This is a genomic window from Janthinobacterium sp. GW822-FHT07H10, assembly GCF_058798675.1.
Genome location: NZ_JBXAKS010000010.1, coordinates 138,107 through 157,124, shown reverse-complemented (window position 1 = coordinate 157,124; position 19,018 = coordinate 138,107). Strand labels below are relative to the sequence as shown.

General features: G+C 65.3%; 19 protein-coding genes. 12 read left to right on the top strand and 7 right to left on the bottom strand.

The genetic code is table 11. The annotated features are described in order from the left end of the window. The first annotated feature begins 33 nt into the window (after positions 1–33). Positions 34–528 carry a MarR family winged helix-turn-helix transcriptional regulator gene (locus AC1RDJ_RS21545; RefSeq protein ID WP_071324645.1) on the top strand — a complete coding sequence of 165 codons (495 nt, stop codon included), beginning with the start codon at positions 34–36 and terminating at the stop codon, positions 526–528. On the opposite strand, the gene AC1RDJ_RS21540 is transcribed toward AC1RDJ_RS21545, so the two are convergent. Both AC1RDJ_RS21540 and AC1RDJ_RS21535 read right to left on the bottom strand, forming a co-directional pair. Continuing rightward, a complete protein-coding gene (locus AC1RDJ_RS21540; protein ID WP_493028626.1) occupies positions 518–1,852 on the bottom strand; it encodes a chloride channel protein in 1,335 nt (444 codons plus the stop codon). The two genes, AC1RDJ_RS21545 and AC1RDJ_RS21540, sit on opposite strands and share 11 nt — an antisense overlap. An 86-nt stretch (positions 1,853–1,938) precedes the next feature. Continuing rightward, complete coding sequence (locus tag AC1RDJ_RS21535; RefSeq protein ID WP_493028625.1) at positions 1,939–2,862, bottom strand: LysR family transcriptional regulator; 924 nt, start codon at positions 2,860–2,862, stop codon at positions 1,939–1,941. A gap of 98 nt (positions 2,863–2,960) precedes the next feature. Between AC1RDJ_RS21535 and AC1RDJ_RS21530 the strand changes: the two genes are divergently transcribed. Further along, positions 2,961–3,974 carry a zinc-binding alcohol dehydrogenase family protein gene (locus tag AC1RDJ_RS21530; RefSeq protein WP_493028624.1) on the top strand — a complete coding sequence of 338 codons (1,014 nt, stop codon included), beginning with the start codon at positions 2,961–2,963 and terminating at the stop codon, positions 3,972–3,974. 3 nt (positions 3,975–3,977) lie between these two features. On the opposite strand, the gene nhaR is transcribed toward AC1RDJ_RS21530, so the two are convergent. Beyond that, positions 3,978–4,877 carry a transcriptional activator NhaR gene (nhaR, locus tag AC1RDJ_RS21525; protein ID WP_071324641.1) on the bottom strand — a complete coding sequence of 300 codons (900 nt, stop codon included), beginning with the start codon at positions 4,875–4,877 and terminating at the stop codon, positions 3,978–3,980. 157 nt (positions 4,878–5,034) lie between these two features. Here nhaR and AC1RDJ_RS21520 point away from each other — a divergent pair, with 157 nt between their 5' ends. Continuing rightward, on the top strand, positions 5,035–5,997 hold the full coding sequence (locus tag AC1RDJ_RS21520; RefSeq protein ID WP_071324640.1) for a TerC family protein: 963 nt from the start codon (positions 5,035–5,037) through the stop codon (positions 5,995–5,997). 69 nt (positions 5,998–6,066) lie between these two features. Beyond that, positions 6,067–6,468: a tellurite resistance TerB family protein gene (locus AC1RDJ_RS21515; protein ID WP_071324639.1), complete on the top strand. Its 402-nt coding sequence runs from the start codon at positions 6,067–6,069 to the stop codon at positions 6,466–6,468. 6 nt (positions 6,469–6,474) lie between these two features. On the opposite strand, the gene AC1RDJ_RS21510 is transcribed toward AC1RDJ_RS21515, so the two are convergent. Further along, positions 6,475–6,828 carry a YnfA family protein gene (locus AC1RDJ_RS21510; RefSeq protein ID WP_071324638.1) on the bottom strand — a complete coding sequence of 118 codons (354 nt, stop codon included), beginning with the start codon at positions 6,826–6,828 and terminating at the stop codon, positions 6,475–6,477. A 113-nt stretch (positions 6,829–6,941) separates the two neighbouring features. On the opposite strand from AC1RDJ_RS21510, the gene AC1RDJ_RS21505 reads away from it, so the two are divergent. After that, positions 6,942–8,210 carry a glycerate kinase type-2 family protein gene (locus AC1RDJ_RS21505; protein ID WP_493028623.1) on the top strand — a complete coding sequence of 423 codons (1,269 nt, stop codon included), beginning with the start codon at positions 6,942–6,944 and terminating at the stop codon, positions 8,208–8,210. Here AC1RDJ_RS21505 and AC1RDJ_RS21500 read toward each other — a convergent pair whose 3' ends face one another. After that, complete coding sequence (locus tag AC1RDJ_RS21500) at positions 8,211–9,227, bottom strand: zinc-binding alcohol dehydrogenase family protein (RefSeq protein ID WP_493028622.1); 1,017 nt, start codon at positions 9,225–9,227, stop codon at positions 8,211–8,213. 105 nt (positions 9,228–9,332) lie between these two features. On the opposite strand from AC1RDJ_RS21500, the gene AC1RDJ_RS21495 reads away from it, so the two are divergent. From AC1RDJ_RS21495 to AC1RDJ_RS21480, 4 genes are all read left to right on the top strand, one after another. After that, the gene (locus AC1RDJ_RS21495) at positions 9,333–10,235 is read left to right on the top strand and encodes a LysR family transcriptional regulator (protein ID WP_493028621.1); all 903 of its coding nucleotides are present in this window, start codon (positions 9,333–9,335) and stop codon (positions 10,233–10,235) included. Positions 10,236–10,334: 99 nt separating this feature from the next. Then, the gene (locus AC1RDJ_RS21490; RefSeq protein WP_493028620.1) at positions 10,335–11,864 is read left to right on the top strand and encodes a DUF1800 domain-containing protein; all 1,530 of its coding nucleotides are present in this window, start codon (positions 10,335–10,337) and stop codon (positions 11,862–11,864) included. Between the two features lie 142 nt (positions 11,865–12,006). Further along, a complete protein-coding gene (locus tag AC1RDJ_RS21485) occupies positions 12,007–13,197 on the top strand; it encodes a DUF1501 domain-containing protein (RefSeq protein WP_071324633.1) in 1,191 nt (396 codons plus the stop codon). 92 nt (positions 13,198–13,289) lie between these two features. Further along, positions 13,290–14,426 carry an AI-2E family transporter gene (locus AC1RDJ_RS21480; RefSeq protein WP_083411940.1) on the top strand — a complete coding sequence of 379 codons (1,137 nt, stop codon included), beginning with the start codon at positions 13,290–13,292 and terminating at the stop codon, positions 14,424–14,426. A 209-nt stretch (positions 14,427–14,635) separates the two neighbouring features. On the opposite strand, the gene AC1RDJ_RS21475 is transcribed toward AC1RDJ_RS21480, so the two are convergent. Then, positions 14,636–14,860 carry a hypothetical protein gene (locus AC1RDJ_RS21475; RefSeq protein WP_010396348.1) on the bottom strand — a complete coding sequence of 75 codons (225 nt, stop codon included), beginning with the start codon at positions 14,858–14,860 and terminating at the stop codon, positions 14,636–14,638. Positions 14,861–15,007: 147 nt separating this feature from the next. Here AC1RDJ_RS21475 and AC1RDJ_RS21470 point away from each other — a divergent pair, with 147 nt between their 5' ends. Genes AC1RDJ_RS21470 through AC1RDJ_RS21460 form a run of 3 tightly spaced genes read left to right on the top strand, consistent with a single transcriptional unit; the run spans position 15,008 to position 17,502 of the window. Then, positions 15,008–15,748 carry a phosphatase PAP2 family protein gene (locus tag AC1RDJ_RS21470; protein WP_493028619.1) on the top strand — a complete coding sequence of 247 codons (741 nt, stop codon included), beginning with the start codon at positions 15,008–15,010 and terminating at the stop codon, positions 15,746–15,748. A gap of 5 nt (positions 15,749–15,753) precedes the next feature. Then, the gene (locus tag AC1RDJ_RS21465) at positions 15,754–16,680 is read left to right on the top strand and encodes a diacylglycerol/lipid kinase family protein (protein WP_493028670.1); all 927 of its coding nucleotides are present in this window, start codon (positions 15,754–15,756) and stop codon (positions 16,678–16,680) included. Between the two features lie 3 nt (positions 16,681–16,683). Beyond that, positions 16,684–17,502, top strand: coding sequence for a metallophosphoesterase family protein (locus AC1RDJ_RS21460; protein ID WP_071324632.1), 819 nt, complete (start codon positions 16,684–16,686; stop codon positions 17,500–17,502). Positions 17,503–17,641: 139 nt separating this feature from the next. Here the strand turns inward: AC1RDJ_RS21460 and cls are convergent, their stop codons facing one another. Continuing rightward, complete coding sequence (gene cls, locus AC1RDJ_RS21455; RefSeq protein ID WP_493028618.1) at positions 17,642–19,018, bottom strand: cardiolipin synthase; 1,377 nt, start codon at positions 19,016–19,018, stop codon at positions 17,642–17,644.

The window sequence follows — 19,018 nt, the reverse complement described above, 5'->3', positions numbered from 1 at the left end:
CAGGCGCGATGCCGGATCTGATAACTGGAGGCAATGGTGGTGGAAGCGGAAGTATCGGCGCTGGCCAAGGCGCAAAGCCTGGCCTTGCAAAACATGCGCGTCGTTATGCGCGCGGCGCAGCGGCACTCGGCGCAGATCGAGAAGCAGTGCGGCGTGTCGGGCGCGCAATTATGGGTGATGCAGGAACTGCTGGAGCGGCCAGGCCTGCGCATGGGCGAACTGGCCGTCAAGATGTCCATCCACCAGACGACGGCCAGTAACCTCGTCGACGCGCTGGTGAAGAAAAGCTATGTGCGCAAGGCGCGCGACCAGCCCGACCAGCGCGTCGTGACCCTGACCCTGACGGCCGAGGGTCAGGCCGTCATCGCCGGCGCGCCGCAGCCGGCGCGGGGCTTGCTGCCCAGCGCGCTGGGCCAGCTCGACGCCGACAGCCTGGCGCACCTGAACCAGGGCTTGAACGCCTTGCTGGCCGTGGTCGCTCCCGACGACCGCAAGGCGGGATTGCAGCCGTTTCCGTTTACGATGTAGCGTCCCGGCTGGTCTGCGGCAGCCGTTGCAGCTGCAGCTGCGCCAGCGCGCCGTACAGCGGCTCGCTGAGCACGCGCGACACCGTGCTGGCCACGACGGCGCAAGCCATCAGGCTCAGCACCATGCCGTGGCCATCGACCATTTCCATGACAATGATGAAGGCCGTCAGCGGCGCCTGCGTGGCGGCGGCCAGGAAACCCACCATGCCCAGCGCGATCAGGGCCGGCGCGTGCGGGTAGTGCAGCAGTTGCGCAATGTCATGCCCGATACCGGCGCCGATGGCCAGCGAGGGGGCGAAGATGCCGGCCGGCACGCCCGACCAGACGGTCAGCCACGTGGCCACGTACTTGAAGGCAACAAAGGCGGGCGTGGCCTCGCTGGCGCCGTCGAGCATGGCGCGCGTGGCCACGGTGCCGCTGCCGAACGTGGCGCCGTGGCTGGCGATGCCGATGGCCGCCACAGCCAGGCCGCAGACGGCGGCGAACAGCACGGGCCGGCTAGTGCGCCAGGCGGACAGCCTGCCCAGCGGGTTGCCGCGGGCGGACGCCAGCAGCAGCCGCGCGAACAGGCCGCCGGCCACGCCCGCCACCAGGGTCACCAGCAAGCCGGGCAGGGCCAGCGCCAGGCCGATGGGGCCAGGATGAATGATGCCGAAATGGGTGGCGTTGCCGTGGATGGAAACGGCCATCATGCCGGCCAGTACGATGCCTGCCACGATCAGGCCGCTGTTGCGCTGCTCCGGCGAGCGCGACAGTTCCTCGATGGCGAACATGACGCCGGCCAGCGGCGTATTGAAGGCGGCCGCGATGCCGGCCGCGCCGCCGGCCACCAGCAGCGAATGGGCGCTCACCTGGGAATGGCGCGGCAGCCAGCGGCGCGCGGCCAGCATCACGCCGGCGGCGATCTGCACGGAAGGCCCTTCGCGCCCCAGCGACAGTCCGCCCAGCAAGCCGCCCGCCGTCAGGCCTATCTTCGCGGCGCTGAGTTTCAGGGACACAAACAGCGAATGCTGCTCCGCTGCCACGGCCGGGTCCAGCGTGGCCATCACTTGCGGAATGCCGGAGCCGGCCGCGCCCATCGCGTAGCGGCGCGTCAGCCAGACGAGCAGGGCGGCGCAGGCCGGCGTCCACAGCAGGGCGAACCACCAGGCCTTGCCATTCAAGAACAGGAACAGCTCGAGCGCTTCCTCCGCCAGCCACGTAAAGCCGACGACGACGAGGCCCGCGATGGCGGCCATGCCGACGACGACGGCGCGCGACCACCACAGGCGCGGGTTGGCAAATTCATGCTTGAAGGCAGAGGGGATGTCGTGCAAGTGCTTCATTGCGGCAAGTCCAGGAAGGGGCGCGCAGGGCGTCGGGGAGACCTCCCATTATATAGATGTATTTGTTCAAATGTATTTCGCGTGCCTTATGTGTGGGCAGCAGGCGACAGAATGGCCGCTGCGGCCAGGAAATCGACGAGCGCCCGTACCTTCGGCGCCAGGTGCGGCCCGGATGGCCACAGCAGCCAGCAACTGTGGGCCGGATGGCCGACGATGGCGTACCCGGCCAGCACCTCGGCCAGGCTGCCGTCATCGATGGCGCTGCGCACATAAAAGTCGGGCAGCCAGGCGATGCCCAGGCCTTGCCGGGCGAAGTGCAGGCGCGCTTCGACGTTGTTGCAGATCATGGACTGCGGCAAGTCCGGCGCTGCCTCGCCATCGTCCTGACGCAGCTGCCATGGTTCGACCTTGCCGCTGTGGCGGAAGCGGTAGTGCAGACAAGCATGCTGTTGCAGCTCAAGGGGGTGCTGCGGCGTGCCGTGGCGCGCCAGGTAGGCGGGGGAGGCCACGAGGCAGGAGCGGAACTGGCCCAGCTTGCGCGCGGCCAGGCGCGAATCGCGCGGCGCGCCGATGCGGATGACGGCGTCGAAGCCGTCGCCGACGACATCGGCCAGCGCGTCGGAAAAGTCCAGCTCGAGCGCGATGGCCGGATAGCGCGCGGCGAAATCGGCCAGCGCGGGCAGGAACAGGCCGCCCAGTTCCGGCAAGCCCAGCCGCAGCCTTCCCTGTGGTGCCAGATTGCCCGTTAGTTCCTCCTGGGCGGCCTGCATTTCCGCCAGGATGCGCTCGCTGCGCGCGAGGAACAGCTTGCCTTCGGCCGTCAGGCTCAGCTGGCGCGTGCTGCGCTGGAACAGGCGCGCGCCCAGCCGGTGTTCGAGGCGGGCCAGGCTCTTGCTGACGGCCGATGGCGAGACGCCGGCCTGGCGCGCGGCGGCGACAAAGCTGCCCGCCTGCGCCAGTTGCACGAACAGGGCCACGCCGGACAGTTTGTCGTTGGGTTCAATCTTCATGATTCATGACAGTTTGGTCAGTAGTGAAACGTATTGAAGCATATTTTTCTTTGTGACGCGATTGCCTACCATGCGGTTTTAATTTGCAGGAGCATGCAATGAAGATGATCGGTTTCAGCAAGGGCAGCGGCGTGGACGACGAGCATGGCCTGTTCGACACGATGGGGGCAATGCCCGTGCCCGGCCCGCGCGACGTGCTGGTGCGCGTGCGCGCCGTCGGCGTCAACCCGCTCGATGTCAAGGTGCGCGCCGGGCTGGTGCCGGTGCCGGACGGCGTCGTCACCCTGGGCTGGGATGCGGCCGGCGTCGTGCATGCGGTGGGCAGCGCCGTGACCCTGTTCGCGCCCGGGCAGGCCGTGTATTACGCGGGCTCGTTCGACCGCGCGGGCGCGAACGCCGACTATCACCTGGTCGACGAGCGCATCGCGGGGCGCATGCCGGCGACCCTGGATTTTGCCCAGGCGGCCGGCGTGCCGCTGGCGGCGCTGACGGCGTGGCAGCTGCTGTTCGAGCGCTTTGCCATCGCGCCTGGCGACAGGCAGCCGCGCGGCAGCCTGCTCGTGCTCGGTGGTGCGGGCGGCGTCGGTTCCATGCTGATCCAACTGGCGCGCCAGTTGACGGGCCTGACGGTGATCGCCACGGCGTCGCGCGGCGACAGCATGGAGTGGTGCCGCGCCATGGGGGCGCACCACGTGATCGACCACACGCTGCCCTTGCCGGCGCAGGTGGCGGCATTGAACGTGGCGCCGGTCGCGCACGTTGCCGCCCTGTCGCACACGGCACGGCACTGCGCGGCGCTGGTGGAACTCATCGCGCCGCACGGCAAGCTGGCCGTCATCGACGACCACGCTATGTTCGATGCGGCGCCGCTGAAGGGCAAGAGCGTGTCGCTGCACTGGGAAATGGTGTTCACGCGGCCCCTGTACGGCACGGCCGACCTGCTGGAGCAGCAGCGCATCCTGCACCGCGTGGCGGGGCTGATCGACGAGGGCGTGCTGCGCCACACCGTGAGGCGGCGCTTCTCGCCCATCGATGCGGCCACCTTGCGCCAGGCCCATGCGCTGCTGGAGCGGGGCGGGCAGGCGGGCAAGGTGGTGCTCAGCGACGAGTAGGACTCACACGAACAGTTCGTGCCGCGCGCTCTGGCTGATGGCGATGGTGGCCGGATGGCTCAGGCGCCGCTCCGTGGTGATCGCATACACTTGCTCGACGAGGCTGTCGACCCGGCCCAGCGCCACCACGCCATGCTGTTCGCACACCTGGGGCGCGATCACGGTGGGGGCGAAGAACAGGCCGGCGCCGGACTGGCCGAAGGCTTGCATCATGGCGCTGTCGTCGAACTCGCCGACGATGCGCGGGTGCAGATTGTTTTCGCCGAGCCACTGCAGCAGGCGGCCGTAGATGGCGAAGTCCTCGCCCGGCAGCAGCAGCGGGGCGCGGTTCAGGCACTGGGGAAAGCCGCCTTCCAGGGTGGCGGCCAGGGCCGGCGTGCCGAACACGGTCATGCCGCTTTCGCCAAGCAGGTGATTGAAGCCGCGCACGCTCAGGTGGGACGGCATGGGGCGGTCGGCGATGATCAGGTCCAGCCGGTGCACGGCCAGGTCCGCCAGCAGGCTGGCCAGCCGGCCCTCGCGGCAAATCATGCGCAGCGGCTCCGCCAGGCCCAGCGCCGGTTCGACGAGGCGGCAGGCGATCAGCTTCGACACGGAATCGGCGCAGCCGACGCGGAACGTGGTCGTCGCCGTGCGCGACTGGTCGCGCACGATCTCGAGCAATTCATCGCCGGCGCTGAAGATTTCTTCCGCATGGCTGAGGATGCGCCTGCCCGTGTCCGTCAATTCCAGCTTGCGCCCGCTGCGGCGGAACAGTTCCACGCCCAGGCTGTCGGCGAAGTCGCCGAGCTGGCCGGAAATCGACTGCGGCGTCAGGTGCAGCTGCTCGGCCGCGCGGGCGATGCTGCCCGTCTTGGCCACCATCCAGAAGTAACGCAAATGCTTGAAGTTGAGTGCGGACATCGCGGATCCTTGTATTGATGCATCGAATTTTTCGATGTATTCGTAAATTATATTCGATTTGTTCGATGTTTTGATTCGGCATATGATGACTGCTTCATTCATGCAAGGAGAACACCATGTGCTGGAATACAGGCAGAGACTGTAGCGGAGGCCAACGATGAACGGCCTGGAGAGCATTGCCACGGCCCCCATGTGGGCCGGTTTCATCGTCTTCGTGCTGCTGATGCTGGCGCTGGACCTGTTCGTCTTCGGCGGCAACAAGGCGCACAAGGTCGGCGTCAAGGAAGCGGCCACGTGGTCGCTGGTATGGGTCAGCCTGGCCATGCTGTTCAACGGCGGCCTGTGGTGGTATCTGAACGGCACGGCCGGCGCCGAGGTGGCGAACCAGAAGGCGCTGGAATTCTTTTCCGGCTACCTGATCGAGAAAGCGCTGTCGGTCGATAACGTCTTCGTCTTCCTGCTGATCTTCAGCGCCTTCCAGGTGCCGCTCCAGTACCAGCGCCGGGTCCTGATCTACGGCGTGCTGGGCGCCATCGTCATGCGTGCCGTGATGATACTGGCCGGCGCATGGGTGGTGAGCGAGTTCAGCTGGGTGCTGTACCTGTTTGGCGCCTTCCTGTTGATTACCGGCATGCGCATGCTGGTGGCGGCCGATGCCGAGCCGGACGTGGCGAACAACCCGGTGCTGCGCTTTGCCCGCCGCCACTTGCGGGTGGCCGATGGCGACCACGGCGAACGGTTCTTCGTGGCCAAGGGCGGTTTGCGCTATGTCACGCCGCTGTTCCTCGTGCTGATCCTGATCGAGGTGACGGACCTGATCTTCGCCGTCGATTCGATCCCGGCCATCTTTGCCATCACGACGGATCCGTTCATCGTGTTCACGTCGAACCTGTTCGCCATCATGGGCTTGCGGGCCCTGTACTTCCTGCTGGTGGACGTGGCTGACCGCTTCCATATGCTCAAGTATGGCCTGGCGATGGTGCTGGTGTTCATCGGCTCGAAAATGCTGATCATGCCGTGGTACCACGTGCCCGTCGAAGCATCGTTGCTGGTGGTGGCCGTGCTGATCGTGGCCAGCTGCGTGGCCAGCGTGTTCATCAAGCCTGGCGACAAAAAGTAAACCGCAGTACCGCGCGCCCCGCATGGCGGTGGCGCGCTTTTTAATCAATCACAATGAAAGAATGGAATCATGCGTACGTATTCGGTAAACAGTCCCCAGGCAGCGGGACGTATCCTGGCCCTGATGATGATCGTCGATGGCAACCTCGACAGTTCGGAATTGCAGGCCCTGCACAGCAGCAAGATCCTCGAGCATATCGACCTGGAGCCTGCCGCCTTCCAGCAGCTGCTGCAAGACCTGTGCGACGACATGCTGACCTCGACCGTGCATGGCGCCATCCAGCTGGGCCATGGCGTGATCGACAGCCTGCTGGAAGAAATCAGCGACCCGGACCTACGCCGCAAGCTGCTGCACGCCATGTGGAAGATCGCCGACGCCGACGACTGGCTGGCCGATGGCGAAGCCGTGCTGCTGTCGCGCGCCGGTGCGGCCTGGTCGGCGGAAACGAACTTCCGCCGCCATGCCGCCTGATGGGCCTTACGCCGTCTTGTGCCCCATGGCAATGACGGCGGCGCCGGCCAGGGCCAGGCCCACGCCGGCGATGTCGGTCCAGGCCGGCGTGATGCCGTCCACCAGCCACAGCCAGCCCAGGGCCGTGGCGATATAGATGGCGCCATACGTGGCGTAGACTCTGCCGCTGGCGGCTGGATGCAGGGTCAGCAGCCACACGAAGATCAGCAGGCTGATGGCGGCCGGCAACAGCAGCCAGGCGCTGCCCTTGTTGCTTAGCCACAGCATGGGCAGGTAGCAGCCCAGCAGTTCCGCCACGGCCGTGACGGTAAACAGGCCGAAGGTGCGGGCCAGGCTGGTCCATTCGATGGCGTCGTTCATGGTATTCCTGTGATGTGGTCAAGCCGTCATTGTAGCTGACAGGCAATTTGGCAGCCGCTGGCGCGGACGGCGCCGGCACTGCTATGATCGGGTTCGCATCCCGAGGAGACAAAATGACGACGACCCCAGCGCCGCGCGCCTTGCTGCAAGCCATGTTCCATGCCGCCGTCGAGGCGGCGCAGCCGTCGCACTGCGTGCCGCCCCATCTGCCGCCCGTCCCGAAGGGACGCCTGATCGTCATTGGCGCCGGCAAGGCGTCTGCCGCCATGGCCCAGGCCGTCGAGCAGCACTGGCCGGGGCCGCTGTCGGGCCTCGTCGTCACGCGCTACGGCTATGCCGTGCCGTGCGCGCGCATCGACATCGTGGAAGCGTCGCATCCCGTGCCGGATGCGACCGGCATGGCGGCCGCGCGGCGCATGCTCGATCTGGTGGCCAACTTGCAGCCTGATGACACGGTGCTGTGCCTGATCTCGGGCGGCGGCTCGTCCCTGCTGGCCCTGCCGCTGGACGGCATCACTTTGGCCGACAAGCAAGCCCTGAACCGCGCGCTGCTGGCATCCGGCGCCACCATCGGCGAAATGAATTGCGTGCGCCGCCACTTGTCGGCCATCAAGGGCGGGCGCCTCGCTGCCGCCTGCCACCCGGCGCAAGTCATCACTTTGGCGATTTCGGACGTGCCCGGCGACAAGCTCGGCGACATCGCGTCCGGTCCCACGGTGGGCGACGCCACGAGCTGCGCGGACGCGCTGGCCATCGTGCGCCGCTATGGCCTGGTCTTGCCGGATAATATACAAAAAGCGCTGGAGAGCGGACGTGGCGAATCCGTGAAACCCGCTGATCCGCGCCTGGCGCGCACGCGAACGACCTTGATCGCCACGCCGCAGCTGGCGCTCGAAGCGGCAGCTAGCGTGGCGCGCGCGGCCGGTGTCACGCCGTATATACTGGGCGACAGCCTGGAAGGCGAGGCGCGCGACGTGGGCACGGTGATGGCCGGCATCGCGCGCCAGACGGCCCTGCGGGGCCAGCCGTTTCCCGCCCCCTGCGTCTTGCTGTCGGGCGGTGAAACGACGGTGACCGTGCGCGGCAACGGCCGCGGCGGGCGCAACGTGGAATTTTTGCTGGCGCTGGGCATCGCGCTGGAAGGGCAGGAGGGAATCCACGCGCTGGCCGGCGACACCGATGGCGTCGACGGCCAGGAAGACATCGCCGGCGCTTATCTCGAACCCGATACCCTGCGGCGCGCCTGGGCGCTGGGCATCCATCCCCGCGACAGCCTGGACAACAACGATGGCCACGGCTTCTTCCAGGCGCTGGGAGATTCCGTGGTCACGGGCCCGACCTTGACGAATGTCAACGATTTCCGGGCCATCCTGATTACCTGATTACTGGAAATTTTCCAGCACAATCTTGCCTTTTGCCGTGTTGCTTTCGAGCAGGGCATGCGCGCGCTTCAGGTTGGCCGCGTTGATGGTGCCGAAGCGCTCGGCCAGGGTGGTCTTGATGACGCCCGCGTCCACCAGCTGCGCCAGTTCCTCGAGCAATTCATGTTGCTGGATCATGTCCGCAGTCTGGAACAGGGAACGGGTAAACATCAGCTCCCAGTGCAGGGACACGCTCTTGCCCTTGAATTTGCGCACGTCGATGTGTTCGGGGTCGTCGATCAGGGCAAACTTGCCTTGGGGCGCGATCAGCTCGACGATCTGCTCGAAGTGCTTGTCGGTCTGGTTCAGGCTGATCACATAGTCGACGGGCGGCAAGCCGAGGCGCGTGATTTCGGCGGCCAGCGGCAGGCTGTGGTCGATCACGTGGTGGGCGCCCAGTTCCCTGACCCAGTCCGCCGTTTCCGGGCGCGACGCCGTGCCGATGATGGTCACGCCCGTCAGCTGCCGCGCCAGCTGCACCAGCACGGAACCGACGCCGCCGGCCGCGCCGATCACCAGCAGCGACTTGCCGCCGAGATTCTTGTCGCGGCTGATCTGCAGGCGGTCGAACAGCAATTCCCAGGCCGTGATCGCCGTCAGCGGCAGGGCGGCGGCGGGGGCGAAATCGAGGCTGGCCGGCATGTGGCCCACGATGCGCTCGTCGACCAGCTGGAACTGGCTGTTGCTGCCGGGGCGGTTGATGGCGCCCGCATACCAGACCTTGTCGCCGACCTGGAACAGGGTGACGTCCGGGCCCACGGCCGTGACGACGCCGGCCGCATCCCAGCCCAGCACTTCGGCCTGGCCCTCTTTCGGCTGGCGATTCTTGCGCACCTTGGTGTCGACGGGATTGACGGAAATGGCGTGCACGGCGACGAGCAGGTCGCGGCCCGTGGCGACGGGCGTGGGCAGCTCGATGTCGAGCAGGGCGTCGGCATCCGCGATGGGCAGGCTGTGACGGTAGGCGATGGCTTTCATGGGTGTCCTTGACTAAGAGTGAACAGGGGATGACGTATGATGGTGGCTTTCCCGCCCGAGAAAAAGAGGGCGCGTACCGAAACACTTTCAAAGGAATGCTGAAAATTGCTGCGACTCGATGACTTGCAGGTGTTTGTGCGCACGGCCGACCGGGGCAGCCTGTCGGCCGCCGCGCGCGAGCTCGGCATCTCGCCCGCGCTGGCCAGCGCCGCCGTCAAGCGCCTGGAAGGGGAATTGGGCCTGCGCCTGCTGGCCCGCACGACGCGTTCGCTGAGCCTGACGGTCGAAGGCGCGCAATACCTCGAACATGCGCGGGAAGCCTTGCGCCTGCTGCGCGCGGGCCATGACGCACTGCTGGCCGGCAAGGACAGTTTCGGCGGAACCTTGAAAATTGCCATGCCATCCGATCTCGGCCGCAACCTGATGCTGGGCTGGCTGGATGAGTTCCAGTCGCGCCATCCGAAGCTGCAGTACCAGCTCAGCGTCAGCGACCGGGTGGCCGACATGGTGCGCCAGCAAGTCGATATTGCCTTGCGCTATGGCCAGCAGGACGATTCGACGAGGATCGCCATGCCCATTGCGCCGGCCAACGACCGCGTGCTGGTCGCCTCGCCCGATTACCTGCGCGCGCATGGCCCCCTGCTGGCGCTGGAAGACTTGTCGCAGCACAATTGCCTGTGTTTTGCGCTCGAGGATGGCTTGCACGACCGCTGGACGTTTTACCGCCTGCCGCAGCGCGAGCAGGTGACGGTACAGGTGCGCGGCAACCGCAGCGCCGACGATGCCGACCTGGTGCGCCGCTGGGCCGTGGCGGGCCTCGGCATTGCCTATAAATCGCGGCTGGACCTGTCCGCCGACCTGGCCGCCGGCCGCCTGCAGGTGCTGTTGCCCGAAGTGGCGGGCGAAGCCACGCCCCTGCACCTCGTCTGCATGCACCGGGCGCAGGCGACGCCGCTGGTGCTGCAGTTGCGCGATTTCTTGCGGGAACAGTGCGCAGCCTTGGCATAAATACATGCTTCATTACAACTCGTTGCAAATGGCAATCATGCGCAGGTCAACCTGGGCGTACCCTCATGCATTCTGCTTGACATCGCTTGAAGGATCGCCATGTTCCACCATCGACTGCTGCCAACGACCGTCATTTCCCTGCTCTTGCTGGCCGGCTGCGCCGCGACCGCGCCTGTCGCCCCGCCCGAGCATGCCGCGCAAGGCATCGCCATGCTCGAGCGTGCCAGCTGGGGCGTGAATGCGGGCAGCGTGCGCCAGCTGCAAAAGGAGGGGTGGCCGCGCTACCTGCAGGGACAATTGCATCCAGGCAAGGCCAGCCTGCCGCCCGCCATCCAGGCGCAGATCGACGCCATGAGCATCAGCCAGGTGCCGCTCGACCAACTGGTCATGGCCATGGAGCAGAAGCGCAGGGATGCGGCCGCCGTGCCGGACGACGCGGCGAAGCAGCAGGCGCAAAAGGATTATCAGCAGGAACTGAACCGCCTGGCGCGCGAGGCGGCCACGCGCTCGCTGCTGCTCGACGTGTATTCGACTAACCAGTTGCAGCAGCAGCTGAGCTGGTTCTGGCTCAACCATTTCAGCGTGCACCAGGGCAAGCACAACTTGCGCGCCATGGTCGGCGATTACGAAGCGAACGCCATCGCCCCGCATGCTCTGGGGAAATTCCGCGACTTGCTGGGCGCCACCGTCCACCATCCGGCCATGCTGCGCTATCTGGACAATGAAGCCAATGCCGTCAAGCGCATCAATGAAAACTATGCGCGCGAGCTGATGGAGCTGCATACCCTGGGCGTGAATGGCGGTTACAGCCAGGCCGACGTCCAGGAACTGGCGCGCATCCTGACCGGGGTGGGCGTGAACCTGGGCACGGAGGCGCCGAAAGTGAAGCCGGCGCTGCAATCGCAGTACGTGCGCCGCGGCTTGTTCGAGTTCAATCCGAACCGCCACGATTACGGCGACAAGCAATTCCTGGGGCAAACCGTGAAGGGCAGGGGGCTGGCCGAGCTCGATGAAGCGCTGGACCGCCTGAGCCGCAGCCCCGCCACGGCGCGCTTTATCAGCGGCAAGCTGGCCCAGTATTTCGTCGGCGACAATCCGCCTGACGCGCTGGTGGCGCGCATGGCGGCCACGTTCGAGCACAGCGACGGCATGATCGCCGACGTGCTGCAGACCCTGTTTGCCAGTCCCGAATTCAGGCTGTCGCTGGGGAAGAAATTCAAGGACCCCATGCATTATGTGGTGTCGGCCGTGCGCCTCAGCTATGACGACAAGCCCATCCTGAATGCGGGACCGATGCTGAACTGGCTGTCGCGCATGGGCCAGCCCCTGTACGGGCGCCAGACGCCGGACGGCTATCCGCTGGCCGATGCGTCCTGGGCCAGCCCCGGCCAGATGACGACGCGCTTCGATATCGCCCGCACCATCGGTTCGGGCAGCGCCGGCCTGTTCAAGACGGATGGCCCGCAGCCGCAGGAAAAAGTCGCGTTTCCGCAACTGGCCAGCGCCCTGTATTACCAGTCGCTGCAAGCGACCCTGAGCCCCGCCACGCGCCAGGCCCTGGAACAGGCCGCCTCGCCGCAGGAGTGGAATACTTTCCTCCTGTCCTCGCCAGAGATGATGCACCGTTGAAAATGCCTGCCAAAACCTGCTGCGCGTCGCGACTTGCGGCCTGCGATGCTCACTGCGCCAAAGCACAGCTGCGCTTCCTCGCCACAAGGCACTGCCGCTCGCTGCGGTTTTGTTCAGGCGTTAACTACTGAAAGGAGTCGCCATGAACCGTCGTGACCTGTTGAAAGCCTTGGCCGCCGCGCCCCTGCTATCCCATGCGGGCAGCCTGCTGGCCGCGCCCGCCACGGATGCGAAGCTGCTGTTCGTGTTCCTGCGCGGCGGCTATGACGCGAACAACTTGCTGGTGCCGGTCGGCAGCGATTTTTACTATGCGGCGCGGCCGAATATCGCCATCGCGAAGCCTGGCGCGGAAAATGGCGCGCTGCCCCTGAACGGGGACTGGGCCCTGCATCCATCGCTGCGCGAGACCGTCTATCCGCTGTTTCAAGGCGGCGAGGCGGCCTTCATCCCGTTTGCCGGCACGACGGATTTAACGCGCAGCCATTTCGAGACGCAGGATACGATAGAGCTGGGGCAAGAAATCAATCAGCGCCGCGACTTCCGCTCGGGCTTTTTGAACCGGCTGGCGCAAAGCCTGAACGGCGACAAGGCCAGCCATGCCATCGCTTTCACGGACCAGCTGCCGCTGATTTTCCAGGGCGGCGTGCAAGTGCCGAACATGGCGCTGCGCTCCGTGGGCAAGTCCGGCATTGATGCGCGTCAAAGCCAGATCATCGCCGCCATGTACCGGGGCACGCCCCTGCAGCAACCGGTCAGCGCGGGCTTTGTCGTGCGCGACGACGTGACGAAGGAATTGACGGGAGAGATGCAGGCGGCCAACCGCAACGCCATCAGCACCAAGGGTTTTGAGCTCGAAGCGCAGCGCATCGCCCGCTTGATGAAGGACAAATACAACCTCGGCTTCGTCGACGTGGGCGGCTGGGATACGCACGTGGGGCAGGGCGGCGCGAATGGCTACCTGGCGGGGCGCTTCGACGAGCTGGGGCGTGGCCTGGCCGCGTTTGCGCAGGAAATGGGCGGCGCCTGGCGCAAGACCGTCGTCGTCGTCGTCAGCGAATTTGGCCGCACCTTCCGCGAAAATGGCAACCGTGGCACGGACCACGGCCACGGCAGCGTGTTCTGGGTGCTGGGCGGCGGCATCAACGGCAGGCAGGTGGCGGGCGAACAAGTGGCCATTTCGCAGGCGACGCTGTTCCAGAACCGCGACATGCCCGTGCTGAACGAATACCGCGCCGTGCTGGGCGGCTTGCTGCGCCGCACCTTCGGCTTGACGCCGGCGCAACTCGAGCACGTGTTTGCCGGCGTCAAGCCGGCGGAGCTGGGGCTCGTGTGACTCAGCGAATCTCCGTGTTACGCTACGCCTGCGCAACTGGCGCGTAGCCAAGCCCCGTCACCGTTCCCGGTGCGCGGCACGAATGGAGTGGTATGACCGATACCCAGCGCGATATGCTCAGCGCAGGCTTTTCCCTGGCACTGATCGCCGTGACGGCGTTCGTCATGCAGCGTTTCTTTTTGCCGCTCGTGTGGGCCGGCATCCTGTGCGTGGCCACCTGGCCCCTGTACCTGCGCGTGCGCGCGGCGCTGGGGCAGCGCACCATCATCGCGGCCGCGGCGCTGACCCTGGCGTTTGCCTGCATCTTCATCATCCCCGTGCTGTTCGGCGTGGCGCAGGCCGCGCGCGAAGTGCCCGTGCTGGCCAATTTCATCGTCCATGCGAATGCCGACGGCTTGCCCGTGCCGGACTGGGTGGCGCATATTCCGCTGGCCGGCGGCGCCATCGGCGACTGGTGGCAAGCCACCCTGAGCCAGCCGCACGGCCTCAGCCACTTCTTTGCGGGCAGCGCCGTGGGCGGTTTTCATTCCGCGCGCGACATGCTGAAAATCCTCGGCGCGGACGTGTTCCATCGCCTCGTCGACTTTGGCCTGGCCTTCCTGTGCCTGTTTTTCTTTTACAAGGATGGCGAAGCGCTGACGCGCCAGATCACGGCCGTCGGCAGCCATTTCCTGCGTCCTGAACGGTGGGGCCGCTATGCGCAAAAGATTCCCACGGCCATACGCGCCACCGTCAACGGCCTGGTGCTGGTGGGGCTGGCCGAAGGCGTGCTGATCGGCATTGCCTACGCCATCGCCGGCTTGCCGTCGCCGGCCCTGTGGGCGTTCGCCACCGGCATCCTGGCCATCATCCCGTTTGGCGCGCCGCTGGCTTACCTGTGCGCCGCCGCCGTGCTGGTGTTCCAGGGCAATGTGGGCGCCGCCATCGGCGTGGCCGCATGGGGCACCATCGTGCTGTTCGTGGCCGACCATTTCGTGCGGCCTGGCATGATCGGCAACGCTACCCGCTTGCCCTTCCTGGCCGTGCTGTTCGGCATCCTGGGCGGCGTGGAAACCCTGGGCCTCGTGGGCCTGTTCATCGGCCCCGTCGTGATGGTGCTGTTCGTCACCCTGTGGTATGAAGCGAATGTGTTCGGCGAGGCGCCTGCTGGCAGCGCACCTGCCAGCGTACCTGCCAGCGCACTTGCTGATACACCTGCCAGCCCGGCCGCACCGGAACGCACACAGTAATGAGGGGTCGGCCAGCGTTGCCGCTGGCCGGTACCGGGGCGTCTCCGGCGTGGCCGGGCGGGGCTTTCAAAAGGTCGTTGAAAGCCCCGGAATACGCCGAAAAAATCGTGGAGGGCGGCAGCCTGTTGTGGCCAGAAAACGCAGCTGTACTTGCAGACAGCGGCATCGCAGGCCGCGCATCGCGCTGCGCAGTCGATTTTAAGGCGTATTTAATGCGCTTTAGATAAGATCAACAACCAGCGGCGCATCAGCAGCACTTCAACATAGCCCGGCTCGATGCCCGTACCGCACTCGATCAAGGGATTGACGGTGTAGTAGCGCTTGCGGAAGTCGCGGCAGACGAGGATTTCGCGCTTGCCCATGCGGACGAGGAAAGAGCTTGGGGCGTATTCCAGGCCGAACCGTGAGCCAAAACCGCTATTCAATGTTGCCATGACAATTCCTTTGAGGGAGATGTGTTGAACGAGTCATCAGAATAGCATAACTACTGTATGAATACACAGCTACTGTATGAATAAACAGTATTTTTTTTACTGGTGTGGTTTTTTTGATCACCGCGCCTGATTTGAGGAGTAAGCAGTTTGCAAGAGAAAAATGACATGGGCGTGACCACGAAACTGCGCCGCTTCGTCGAGGCCAGACTGTCGCCCGAAGGCGAGCTGGGCCTGCATATGACGGTGGGCGTGGCCCTGATGCTGGTGGCCATCGTGGTCTTCCACGAGATCGCCGAAGCCGTCATGGGCATGCAGCAGATCACGGTGATCGACCTGCAGGTGGCGCAATGGTTCAACCAGCACGCGGTGCCGTGGATCACCGCTGGCCTGCTGGTCGTCACGCACCTGCATGGCGTGATCGGCGCCATCACCCTGGCCACCTTGCTGGGCTGGTATCTGTACCGCAAGGGCGCCACCTACTGGCTGTTTACCCTGGTGATTACCATGCCGGGCGCCATGTTTTTGAACCTGCTGCTAAAGTACATTTTTGTCCGCGCGCGGCCCAGCTTTGACGAGCCCCTCCTGCAGACGGCCCTCAGCACGTACAGCTTCCCCAGCGGCCACACGGCGACCTCGACGGCGCTGTACGGCTTGCTGGGCGCCTACCTGATTTGCCAGACGGCGCCGGGTGCGTGGGGCAAGCGCATCGCCATCGCGCTGGGCGCCTTTTTCATGGCGGCGCTGGTGGGTTTCAGCCGCATTTACCTGGGCGCGCATTACCTGAGCGACGTGCTGGCGGCGATGGCGGAAAGCTATGGCTGGCTGGCCATCTGCATCGCCGGCGTGTCGACCCTGCGCCGCCGCCGGCATATCCGGCTCACCAAATAAGGGGAATTGTCCTGTCCAAGATTGCCGTCATCATCAATGCGGGAGCCGGTTGCGGCTACGCGCCCGACTGGGCGCAGCAGCTCGAAGCGAAATTTGCGGCCGTGGGGCTCGATGCCGCCATCACGCTGGCCGCCAGCGGCGCCGAGATGATCGCCACGGCCGGGCAAGCCTTGCGCGATGGCGCGCCTGTCGTCGTGGCCGGCGGAGGCGACGGCACCATCAATGCCGTCGCCTCCGTCGTCGTCGGCAGCGGCACGCCGTTCGGCGTCTTGCCGCTGGGGACCTTGAACCATTTTGCCAAGGACTTGAACATTCCCTTGGACCTCGATGCGGCCATCGCCAACGTGGCGCAGGGCGTGCCGCACAAGGTCGACGTGGGCGAGGTCAATGGCCGCATCTTCCTGAACAATTCCAGCCTCGGCCTGTATCCCGACATCGTGCGCGACCGCGAAAAGCAGCAGCGCCGGCTGGGCCGCGGCAAGTGGCTGGCCTTCAGCTGGGCCCTGGTGGCGGCCTTGCGCCGCTATCCGTTTCTCAGCGTGCAATTGAAACTCAACGATGCCGTGCATGCGCGGCGCACGCCCTTCGTCTTCATCGGCAATAATGAATACCTGATGGAAGGCTTGAATATCGGCGAGCGCGAGCGGCTTGATGGCGGGCAGCTGAGCCTGTACGTGGCGCAGCGTCCCGGCCGCCTGGGCTTGCTGAAGCTGGCCTTGCATGCGCTGTTCGGCAAGTTGTCGCAGGCCAAGGATTTTGACGTGCTGACGGCCACCGACCTGGAAATTGCGACCAGGCACAGGCGCCTGCGCGTGGCCACCGATGGCGAGGTGACCATCATGAACACGCCGCTGCATTACCGTATCCGTCCCGCCGCGCTGCAGGTGCTGGTGCCGGCACCCACGCCTGTCACGGCCCCGGCCAGGGAGTAGCCCATGCGCACCCTCGTGCACTTATCGGATTTGCATTTCGGCAGGGTCGATGCGGCCTTGCTGGCGCCCTTGCGCGCGCTGGTCGAGCGCCTGGAACCGGACGTGGTGGTGGTCTCGGGCGACCTGACGCAGCGCGCGCGCAGCGCCCAGTTCCAGGAAGCACGGCAATTTCTCGACAGCTTGCCGGGGCCGCAGATCGTGGTGCCGGGCAACCATGACGTGCCGCTCTACAACGTCTTTTCCCGTTTCCTCACCCCGCTGGTCAAGTACCGGCGCCATGTGACGGACGACTTGACGCCTGAATATATCGACGAGGAAATCGCCGTGCTGGGCATCAACACGGCCCGCTCGCTGACGTTCAAGGATGGCCGCATCAGCCACGAACAGATCGATTTCCTGCGCCGGCGCCTGGGCAGCTTGCCGCCCGGGTTGACGCGCATCATCGTCACGCACCATCCGTTTGACTTGCCCGAGCATTTCGATGACGATGACCTGGTCGACCGCGCGCCGCAGGCGCTGCAGATGTTTTCCGAATGCGGCGTGGATTTATTGCTGGCAGGCCATTTGCATGCCAGCGTGGCGGCCAACACGGCCGAGCGCTACAAGATCGCCGGTTACGCCGCGCTGATGGTGCAGGCGGGCACGGCCACGTCCACACGGGGCAGGGGCGAGTCGAACTCGTTCAATGTGCTGCGCGTGGAAAACAGCTGCATCCGCGTCGAGCGCTACAGTTGGAATGAAGAGCAGGCCGACTTTGAAAAAGTCAGCACGGAGGCGTTCGCGCGCGAGGGCGGCGTGTGGGCCAGCTTGCGGCCGCTGTAGTCAGAATTAATGGGGTAGGCGGCAAGCGGCATCAGGAGTGGCCGGCAAAATGGCCAGGGCCAGGCGCGTTGCCGAAGACAGTGCGAACAGTACGGCGAGGCAATGCAACAACGCCCTGGACTTTTTGATGGCTACGCCGTTATAGCCAGTAGTTCATGAAGCGGGCCGCCCACTCCTTCATGCGGTCGGAGATGGGCCGGGTTTCCCATTTTGCCCTGGTGATCTCTTCCGAGTCGCGCAAGTCTTCCTGGAAGGCGTTTTCCATTTCGCGGCCGAAGCTGTCGCCCAGCACGATCACGTTCAGTTCGCTGTTATGCAGGAAGCTGCGCATGTCGATGTTGGTCGAGCCCACGGTTGACCAGGCGCCGTCGATGACGGCCGTCTTGGCGTGCAGCACGGCCAGTTTCAGATGAAAAATGCGGATGCCGCCGGCCAGCAGCTGGTCGTACAGCGCGTGTCCCGCATGGAACACCAGGCCGCTGTCGGAGACGCCGGGCAGCACCACGGTGACGTCCACGCCCCGCTTGGCGGCCGCGATCAGGGCGTCGACCGTTTGCTGGTCGGGCACGAAATAGGCGGACGTGATGTGGATGGATTTCTTCGCTTCCTGGATGGCCAGGATATACGCCTTGTAGATTTCAAAGCCGCCGTCCGGCTCGCTGGCCACGACGCGCACCAGCTTGTCGCCCACTTCGGACAGGGTGGGGAAATAATTGGCATCCGGCAAGTCGGCCTGGTCTTGCTGGGCCCAGGTGCGGATGAACAGCCACTGGAAGGCGGCCACGGCCGGGCCTTCCACTTTCACGTGGGTATCGCGCCAGCCCACGTCTTTCTTGTCGGTGGCTTTCGATTTCGAGCGGAACAGTGAGCTCTTGGCATAGGTATCGCTGATATTGATGCCGCCCGTAAATGCCGTCTTGCCGTCGACGATCAGCACCTTGCGGTGGTCGCGGTTGTTGATCTTCCAGTCGTCGCCCTTCAGCTTGGCCGGATTGACGGGGTTGAAGGCCACCAGGTGGATGCCGGCCGCGCGCATGCGGTCGAAAAACGCCTGCGGCACGCCGAGCGTGCCCACGCTGTCGTAGATGACGTTGACCGTCACGCCCGCTTGCTGCTTTTCGATCAGCATGTCGGCAAACTTCAGGCCCAGCGGATCCTGGTCGAAGATATATGTTTCCAGGTTGATGCTGTCCTTCGCTTCGCTGATGGCCTTGAACATGGCGTCCATCGTTTGCGGGCCGTCAAACAGCAGGGTCACCTTGTTGCCCTTGATCAAAGGCACGCCCGTGGCCGCCTCTTCCAGCGCGGCCTGGGTCTTCAAGTCCATGCCGGACCTGGCCCAGCGCTTGTTGAGCAGGGCGGCGCGGCTGTTGACGTTCAGCACTGCGCCCTTGCCCGTGATCACCTTGGGCTTGGCCACCGGTTCCAGCGTGGTATTGAGATTCTTGACATTGGGCAGCGAGGCGCATGCAGCCAGGGTCCAGCACAGCAGGAGGGCGGTGAGGCAGGGTTGCAT